This is a genomic window from Variovorax sp. 20P10.2.4, assembly GCF_058244205.1.
Map to the genome: position 1 here is coordinate 1 of NZ_JBZAYE010000305.1, position 8,536 is coordinate 8,536.

9 protein-coding genes are annotated in these 8,536 nt (G+C 70.5%); 3 read left to right on the forward strand and 6 right to left on the reverse strand.

Annotated features, from left to right (window positions below; translation table 11 throughout):
• The 6 genes from AC27VN_RS24520 to gtdA all read right to left on the reverse strand — a co-directional run.
• The coding region (locus tag AC27VN_RS24520) for an FAD-dependent oxidoreductase (protein WP_490878198.1) at positions 1 to 1,185 on the reverse strand (1,185 nt) is incomplete at its 3' end.
• Positions 1,182 to 2,156, reverse strand: a complete 975-nt coding sequence (locus AC27VN_RS24525) for a Bug family tripartite tricarboxylate transporter substrate binding protein (protein ID WP_296779052.1) — start codon at positions 2,154 to 2,156, stop codon at positions 1,182 to 1,184. The genes AC27VN_RS24525 and AC27VN_RS24520, both read right to left, overlap by 4 nt.
• Positions 2,157 to 2,225: 69 nt before the next feature.
• The gene (locus AC27VN_RS24530; RefSeq protein WP_490878199.1) at positions 2,226 to 3,212 is read right to left on the reverse strand and encodes a Bug family tripartite tricarboxylate transporter substrate binding protein; all 987 of its coding nucleotides are present in this window, start codon (positions 3,210 to 3,212) and stop codon (positions 2,226 to 2,228) included.
• Positions 3,213 to 3,273: 61 nt separating this feature from the next.
• Entirely contained in the window at positions 3,274 to 4,527 is a 1,254-nt protein-coding gene (locus AC27VN_RS24535; RefSeq protein ID WP_490878200.1) for a 3-hydroxybenzoate 6-monooxygenase, read from the reverse strand.
• A gap of 11 nt (positions 4,528 to 4,538) precedes the next feature.
• Positions 4,539 to 5,243 carry a fumarylacetoacetate hydrolase family protein gene (locus tag AC27VN_RS24540; RefSeq protein WP_490878201.1) on the reverse strand — a complete coding sequence of 235 codons (705 nt, stop codon included), beginning with the start codon at positions 5,241 to 5,243 and terminating at the stop codon, positions 4,539 to 4,541.
• A gap of 65 nt (positions 5,244 to 5,308) precedes the next feature.
• Entirely contained in the window at positions 5,309 to 6,385 is a 1,077-nt protein-coding gene (gene gtdA, locus AC27VN_RS24545) for a gentisate 1,2-dioxygenase (protein WP_490878202.1), read from the reverse strand.
• A gap of 180 nt (positions 6,386 to 6,565) precedes the next feature.
• On the opposite strand from gtdA, the gene AC27VN_RS24550 reads away from it, so the two are divergent.
• The 3 genes from AC27VN_RS24550 to AC27VN_RS24560 all read left to right on the forward strand — a co-directional run.
• Positions 6,566 to 7,480, forward strand: a complete 915-nt coding sequence (locus AC27VN_RS24550) for a LysR family transcriptional regulator (protein WP_093354468.1) — start codon at positions 6,566 to 6,568, stop codon at positions 7,478 to 7,480.
• 139 nt (positions 7,481 to 7,619) lie between these two features.
• The gene (locus AC27VN_RS24555; RefSeq protein WP_203203155.1) at positions 7,620 to 8,069 is read left to right on the forward strand and encodes an acyl-CoA thioesterase; all 450 of its coding nucleotides are present in this window, start codon (positions 7,620 to 7,622) and stop codon (positions 8,067 to 8,069) included.
• A gap of 140 nt (positions 8,070 to 8,209) precedes the next feature.
• On the forward strand, positions 8,210 to 8,536 hold a 327-nt coding region (locus AC27VN_RS24560; RefSeq protein WP_490878203.1), incomplete at its 3' end, for a phasin family protein.

An 8,536-nucleotide genomic window follows, 5' to 3' on the forward strand; every position in this document is an offset into this window, starting at 1 on the left:
CGAGGCGCAGCGGCCGGCCACCAGCAGGTTGGCGACCGTGCGCGGCACCAGCATGCGCCAGGGCAGGTGGTTGTAGGCGTTGTCGGCATCGCGCGGGAAGGCCCACTCGATGCGGCCATCGGCATGCATCTCCATCGGCCAGGCATTGAGGCCGATGGCGTCGTCGAACTTCGCCGACGACAGGATGTCCTCGCGCTCGAGCGCGTACAGCCCCTGGATGCGCCGCGTCTCGCGGATGCCGACCTGCGGCGCGATCTCGACGATGGCCGACTGCGCGAAGCCCGGCACCTCGGCCTTGAGAAAGCGGAAGTACTCGGCGATCTGGCGCCGGCCCTCGAGCTCGCCCTCGGTGAGTTCGCGCGCGTCGACGCCGTTCATCGCGCGGCCCTGGGCATTGCGGATCTGCGTGACGTTGGCGCGCCATTCGCGCGGGTCCTTGTTGGGCCGCAGGATCGCGCCCTCGCGCGGGAAGCGGTAGGCGCCGGGCTTGCTCGCCTCGGCGCGCGCCATGAAGTCGTTGATGGCCTTGAACTCGCCCACCGCCTCGAGCGCGGCCGGCGCGTCGACCTGGCCGATGCGGAACATGGTGGTCGGGAACAGGCCGCTGCCGTGGCCGTCGCCGACCTCGAAGGGCACGCCCGCGAAGGCCGCCACGTCGGCGTCGCCGCTGGCGTCGACGAAGGCATTGGCGCGGATCGCCTGCCGGCCCGACTTGGTCTCGACCACCAGCGCCGCGATGCGCTCGCCGTCGTGGATGACCGAGGCCGCGAGCGCATGGAACAGCAGCTTCACGCCGGCCGCCTCGAGCAACTGGTCGGCCGCGAGCTTGTAGGCCGAGGTGTCGTACGAGCGCACGCGGATGCGCCCGCCCATGCCGTCCTGCGGATCGTTCATGCCGTTGAGCGCGACGATGCGCTCGACCAGCTCGTCGACCACGCCGCGCACCAGCTGCGTCATCTGGCCGCGGCGCTTGCCGTACAGGCCCGCGAAGTTGGTGACGCCGCCCGCCGTGCCCATGCCGCCGAGGAAGCCGTAGCGCTCCACCAGCAGGGTGCTGGCGCCATGGCGCGCGGCGCTCACGGCGGCGGCGATGCCGGCCGGACCGCCGCCGACCACCACCACGTCGTAGCTGCCGAACACCGGCAGCGAGCGCGACGGCTCGGCCATCGTCATTGCAGCCGTCATTGGAGGGTGATGCCCTTGGTCGAGATGATCTTGGTCATGATCGCGGCCTCGTCGTTGACGCGCGCGCGCATGCCGTCGGGCGAGGTGCCCACGGCCTGCCAGCCCTGCTCGAACAGCTTCTGGCGCACCTCGGGCTGCTTCATCACCGCTTCGAGTTCGCGCCCGATGCGCGCCTGCGCGGTCTTCGAGAGGTTGGCCGGGCCCAAGAGCGCCACCCACACCTCGAGGTTGAAGTCGCGCACGCCGGCGTTGGCCAGCGGCGGCACCTCGGGCACCAGCGCGCTGCGGCCGGCGGTCAGGCCGATGGCCTTGAGCTTGCCGGCCTTGATCTGCGGCATCGCCACGCCGGGCGGGATCAGGCCCATCTGGATCTGGTCGCCGAGCATGCCGGTGATGACCTGCGGATTGCCCTGGTAGGGCACGTGCTCGGGGTTGAAGCCCGGCACGCGGCTCTTGAGCAGTTCCATGCCCAGGTGGCCGACCGAGCCGATGCCCACCGAGCCGTAGTTCCACTTGTTGCCCGCCTTGCGGCCGGCGTCGAAGAAGGCCTCGCCCGAGGGCAGGTTGTTCTGCGCCACCAGCACCAGCGGCGCGGTCGCGAGCAGCGAGAGGTAGGTGAAGTCCTTGGCCGGGTCGTAGGGCAGCTTCGGATAGAGCAGCTTCGACGACGTGAGGTTGCCGTTGATGACGACGCCCAGCGTGTGGTCGTCGCTGGCCTTGGCCACCGTGTCGGCCGCGATGTTGCCCGAGGCGCCGGGCTTGTTGTCGACCACGATCGGCTGGCCCAGCGCCTTCGACAGCGGCTCGGCGATGGTGCGCGCGGCGATGTCGGGCGTGGAGCCGCCCGGGAAGCCGACGAGCAGGCGGATGGGCTTGGTGGGCCAGGCGGGCGCCTGCGCGCTCGCGGCCAGCGGCAGCGTGGCGGCGGCCAGGCCGCAGGCGATCAGGAGGGCTCTCTTGGTGGCTTGCATGGAGGAAGAAATGTCAAAAAGTGTCAAAACAGGCGGGCAGCTTAACTGCCCCAAGCAAGGCACGGGCCGCTATTCGAGGCTGATGTTGCCCCTGCGCACCAGCTCGCCGTAGACCTTGGACTTGGCCTCGGCCTGGCGCTCGATCTCCTCGGGCGACCAGGCCAGCGGCTCGAAGGCGAAGGTGTCGAAACGGGCGCGGATCTCGGGGTCGGCGATGACCTTCGCCACGTCGGCGTTGATCTTCGCCTTGATGGCCGCCGGCACGCCCTTGGGCGCGAGCAGCGAGACGAAGGAGTTGACCTCCAGCCCGGCCGGGCCGCCGGCCTCGGCCATGGTCGGCACATCGGGCATCTGCGGGATGCGCTTCGGCGCGGCCACGGCGATGTAGCGCAGCTTGCCGGCCTTGTAGATCCCCTGGCTCGAGGGGATGCTCGCGAAGGCCCACGGCACTTCGCCGGTGCCCACGTTCGAATACAGCTGCGAGACCTCGCGGTAGGGCGCATGGCGCATGCGGATGCCGGTCAGCGCCTCGAGCTGCTGCGCGCCCAGGTGGCCCGGGCTGCCCACGCCCCAGGAGCCGTAGACGATGGCGTCGGGATCGGCCTTGGCGGCGGCGATCAGGTCGCCCATGCTCTTCCACTTGGAATCGCTGCCCACGGCCACGAAGAAGGGCGTGCGGAACAGCGAGGCCACCGGGTCGAAGTGCTGCAAGGTCACGAAGTTGCGCGACTTGTACAGGTGCGGCAGCGCGGCCACGTGCTCGCTGTCGAGCTGCAGCAGGGTGTAGCCGTCGGGCGCGGCGCGCCGGGCCTGGTCGATGGCGATGAAGCCGCCGCCGCCGGGCCGGTTGTCGATCAGCACGCGCTGGTTCCACAGCCGCGAGAGCTTGTCCGAGACCAGCCGCAGCACCGCGTCGGGGCCGCTGCCGGCCGCGAAGGGCGTGACCAGCGTCACGGGCTTGTTCGGATAGTCGCCGGCCTGGGCCGCCGCGCCGCCGGCCATGGCCAGCGAGGTCAGGGCGAGAAGGCCGGTCAGCAGTGCGCGCGGGAAGTTCATGGTCGTTTGTCTCCGGTGGGCCTGGGGCCTCGATGGTTGTGGATCTTGAAGGCGTCGGGTGTCAGTGCGGCGAAAGCGCGGTGGCCTCGGGCCGTGCCGACGGGCGCAGCGCCTCGGGCGCGTCGTCCAGGCAGCGCTCGGGCCGCCAGGCATAGAGCCACTCGACCGCATCGTAGAAACGCTCGGGCGTGCGGCCCGGCCAGAGGCTGTTGCGCACCAGGCGCTCCACGCCCTTGGCATGGTAGAGCCGGCCCATCTCGCGCACCGACAGCACCACGCGCGCCGTGCGCGCCACGCGCGCCGCCTCGTAGAGCCTGAAGGCGGCCGGCAGGTCGAAGTCGCAGGCCTTCACGGCCTCGCCGAGCGTCACCGCGTCCTCGAGCGCCATGCAGGCGCCCTGCGCCAGGTACTGCATCATCGGATGCGCGGCATCGCCCAGCAGCGTGGCCGCGCCCTCGCTCCAGCGCTCGACCGGATCGCGGTCGGCGGTGCTCCAGCGGCGCCACGAGGTCGGGCGATCGAGCAGTTGGCGCGGGCGCGCATGCACGCCCTCGAAGTACGACAGCACCTCTTCCTTGCTGCCGTCGGTCACGCCCCATTCCTCGCGCTCGCGGCTGTGGAAGGTGACGACCAGGTTGTATTGCTCGCCATGGCGCAGCGGGTAGTGCACCAGGTGGCAGTTCGGGCCGGCCCAGACCACGGGCGCGTTCCAGCGCAGGGCCGCCGGCATGTCGGCCGCCGGCACCACCGCGCGGTAGACCACGTGGCCCGAGACGCGCGGCGCGTCGCCGATCAGCGCGGCGCGCACCACCGACTTCACGCCGTCGCAGCCGACGATGGCATCGGCCTGGAAGCGCCGGCCGTCGCGCGTGACCGCGACCACGCCCTGCCCGCGGGTGTCGAGGCTCTCGACCTGCGCCGAGGTGTGGAAGCGGATCAGCGGATGCTGCTTCACGGCCTCGTGGATCGCGCCGTGCAGGTCGGCGCGGTGGCTCACGGCGTAGGGGTTGCGAAAGCGCGCGCGGAAGGCCTCGCCGACCGGCACCGAGGCCACCTCCGAGCAGTCGACCGCGTCCATCATCACCAGCCGGTCGGTGAACACCGAGCCCCGGCGCACCGCCTCGCCCACGCCCAGCGCGTCGAGCGCGGCGAAGGCATTGGGGCCGAGCTGCAGGCCGGCGCCGATCTCGCCGATGGCGGCGCTCTGCTCGAGCAGGTCGATCGACACGCCCAGGCGCGCCAGCGCCAGCGCGGCGGCCATGCCGCCGATGCCGCCGCCGACCAGCAGCACGGTGGGGGAAGGGATCGGGCTCATGCGCGGCTCGCTCAGTCGATGCGCACGCTCAGCGACGGCAGCCGCTCGATGCTGACCTTGATCGTCTGGCCGGGCTTCACCGCGCCCACGCCCTCGGGCGTGCCGGTGAAGATCAGGTCGCCGGGCTGCAGCGCGAACAGGGTCGACAGGTTGGCGATCACTTCGTTGACCGACCAGATCAGGTGCGTGACGTCGCTCTTCTGGCGCACCTCGCCGTCGACCTCGAGGCGGATCTCGCCGGCATCGATCTCGCCCACCTCGGCCAGCGTGCGCAGCGGCGCGATCGGCGCCGAGAAGTCGAAGGCCTTGCCGATCTCCCAGGGCCGGCCCTGCTCGCGCATCTTCATCTGCAGGTCGCGGCGCGTCATGTCGAGGCCGACGGCATAGCCGTGGATGTGGCTCGCGGCCTGCTCGACCGGAATGTCGCGCCCGCCCTTGCCGATGGACACCACCAGCTCGGCCTCGTAGTGGTAGTTGGCGGTCAGCGCCGGATAGGGAATGGCGCCGGTCGCGCCCTCGGCCACCGGCACCACCGAGGCGTCGTCGTTGGGCTTGCAGAAGAAGAACGGCGGCTCGCGGTCGGGATCGAAGCCCATCTCGCGCGCATGGGCCGCGTAGTTGCGGCCCACGCAGTAGACGCGGCGCACGGGGAACTGCTTGTCGCTGCCGACGATGGGCAGGCCGACGATGGAAGGGGGCGTGAAGACGAAGGACATGAGGGCTCCTGCCGCATGGGGCGGCAACGGTCGAGGGAAAGGAAGAAAACGAAAGGGGCCGGGGTTCAGGCGTTCTCGAGGAAGGCTTCGCGCAGGATCCCCATGGCCTGCTGCACCGGCCGGTCCGAGAAGCTGAAGAGCACGCAGTCACCGTTGGGTGCGTGCAGCGTGAGCGGCGCCCACGAGGGCACGACGAAGGTGTCGCGCGGCCCGAACTCGAAGCGCTGGCCCGCGATCTCGGCGCTGCCATGGCCCTCGACCACGCTGTAGACCGTGCCATCGGTGGCGCGGTGCGTCTTGCCCGCGAAGCCCTTCGGCAGCAGCTGCAGGTTGGTCGAGATGGTCGGCATCGGCGAGCCGCCGGTCAGCGGATTGATGTAGCGCAGCTTGTGGCCCAGCCAGGCATCGGGCGCTTCCTGCTTCTGCAACTGGGCCAGCGCCTCGCGGCTGCGCGCATAGGGGTAGTTGAAGATCGGCGAGGTCTGCGACGCATGGTCGTGCCGCACCGGCACCATGTTGTGGCCGAAGCGCGCGAGGCTGTGGCCCTCGGGCCGCGCCACGTGCTGCACCTTGGCGTCGTCGTTCTCGGCGAAGCCGGCGTCGAAGAAGCGCAGCATCGGGATGTCGAGGCCGTCGAGCCAGACCACCGGCTCCACCACGCCCTCGATGCCCTCGTTGCCATGGTCGTGCCAGGCCCACGAGGGCGTGATGATGAAGTCGCCCGGGTACATGGTGGTGCGCTCGCCGCCCACCGTGGTGTAGGCCCCCTGGCCGTCGACGATGAAGCGCAGCGCCGACTGCACGTGGCGGTGCGAGGGCGCCACCTCGCCCGGCATGATCAGCTGCAGCCCGGCATAGATCGACTGCGTGATCGACGAGTTGCCGGGCAGCGCCGGGTTCTCGAGCACCAGCACGCGGCGCACGGCCTCCTCGGCCGTGATGAGGTCGGCCGACTCCATCAGCAGCGGGCGGATCTCGTCGTAGCGCCACAGCGCGGGCACGCAGGGCGTCTGCGGTTCGCGCGGCACCAGCGCATGCAGCGATTCCCACAGCGGCGTGAGGTGCAGCGGGCGGATGCGGTCGTAGTAGTCGCGGCGCTCATCCGCATTGGAGGGCGCGGCGCGGGCGGTGGAGGGGTTCATGGCGTGTCTCTCGCGGTGCATGGCGCGGCGGCGACTTCGGGCGCCGGCCTGGTTAGAACTTCCGAATCAACGGAATCATCCGCCCGCACTACTATTGGCGCAATGGGGGACCGGCGATAGCTCCGATCCTGTTTTTCGATAATGGTGGCCCGCGGGCCGCAGACCACGAGGGCCGCGCCCATGGCACAACTCGATCTGGAATGGCTGCTGGTGTTCGACGAGGTCTACAAGACCGCCAACGTCTCGAGCGCCGCCGAGCGGCTGGGCATCTCGCAGTCGGCCGCGAGCACCGCGCTCGCCAGGCTGCGCACCCACTTCGGCGACAAGCTGTTCGTGCGCACCTCGCGCGGCATGGAGCCCACGCCCTATGCGCGCCAGACCCAGCCGCTGGTGCTCGACATCCTCGACCGGCTCAACCGCGCCAAGGGCGGCCGCGCGGTGTTCGACCCCGCCACGGCCGAGCGCAGCTTCCGCATCTGCATGACCGACATCAGCGAGGTGGTGCTGCTGCCGGGCCTGCTCGACCACCTGCGGCACGTGGCGCCGGGCGTGCGCATCGAGACCGAGATCATCTCGACCGAGAGCGGCCGCCGGCTCGAGGACGGCGCGGTCGATCTCGCGGTGGGCTTCATGCCGCAGCTCGAGGCCGGCTTCTACCAGCAGACGCTGTTCATGCAGAACTTCGTCTGCCTGGCCGCGCGCAACCATCCGCGCGTGGGCGCCCGGCTGACGCGCAAGCGCTTCGAGGCCGAGGCGCACGCGGTGGTGGCCTCCTCGGGCACCGGCCATGCGATCGTCGACAAGACCATCGCGCGGCTCGGGCTGCGGCGCCACGTGGTGACGCGGCTGTCGAGCTTCCTCAGCGTGGCGCGGATCGTGGCCCACACCGAACTGCTGGTGGTGGTGCCGCGCATCCTCGGCCAGGTGCTGGCCACGCAGGAGCCGGTGCAGCTGCTCGAGCCGCCGTTCGAGCTGCCCTCGTACGCGGTCAAGCAGCATTGGCACGAGCGCTTCCATGCCGACGCCGGCAATGCCTGGCTGCGGCGCACGCTGGCGCAACTGTTCAACGAAGGCGAGGCGGCGGGCCCGGCCTGAGCGGTGGCATGGCGCTTGCGGCCCGGCGGGCATGCCTGGACGACGGGCGGCGGCCGAACCGTCATGCGCGCCCTCGCATAATCGCCTCCCCCACGTCCCGGCCCCCCACGGCCCCTTCCCGAAAGCACAAAGGCACAGCATGTCTTCCATCACCCTGCGATTCCTCGCCGAGCCCAACACCGTCAACTTCGGCGGCAAGGTCCACGGCGGCACGGTCATGAAGTGGATCGACGAGGCCGGCTACGCCTGCGCTACGAGCTGGGCCAAGCGCTACTGCGTCACCGCCTTCATCGGCAGCATCCGCTTCCACCGCCCGATCATGATCGGCGACCTGGTCGAGGTCGAGGCGCGCATGGCCTACACCGGCAAGACCAGCATGAACATCTCGGTCGAGGTGCGCAGCGGCGACATGAAGGGCGGCGCGATGGAGAAGACCACCGAGTGCCTGATCGTCTTCGTCTCGGTCGACTCGCACGGCCGGCCGCTGCCGGTCGAGGCCTACGTGCCGGGCACGCCGGGCGAGATGGCGCTGGCCGAGCGCGCGCGGGCGCACCTCGACGCGAGCCGCGCGGCCTCGGGCAACCCCTGAGCGGCCCGCCAAGGACCCGCGAAGACCCGCCAAAGACCCGAATAGGCAAAAGGCTCTAACCGCACGCGGCCCGCGCGGCTAGAGTTCGGCGGTTTCCGGCAGACCGCCCCTTTCCCGCTTCCCACCCCTTCGGACCGCACATGGCCACCCAGGACGACGACCGCTTCGACAAGACCTCCGACCGCATCAAGGATTCCGCGCAGCAGATCTGGCTGGCCGGCCTCGGCGCCTTCGCCAAGATGCAACAGGAGGGCAGCAAGGCCTTCGAGTCGCTGGTCAAGGACGGCGCCGGCATGCAGAAGCGCACCCAGCAGGCGGCCGAGGAAACCCTGTCGCAGGCCCAGGCCCGCATGGCCGGCTTCGCGAACGAGTTCGGCACCAAGGCCGCGGGCCAGTGGGGCAAGCTCGAGAACATCTTCGAAGAGCGCGTGGCGCGCGCGCTCGACAAGCTCGGCATGCCGCCGCCG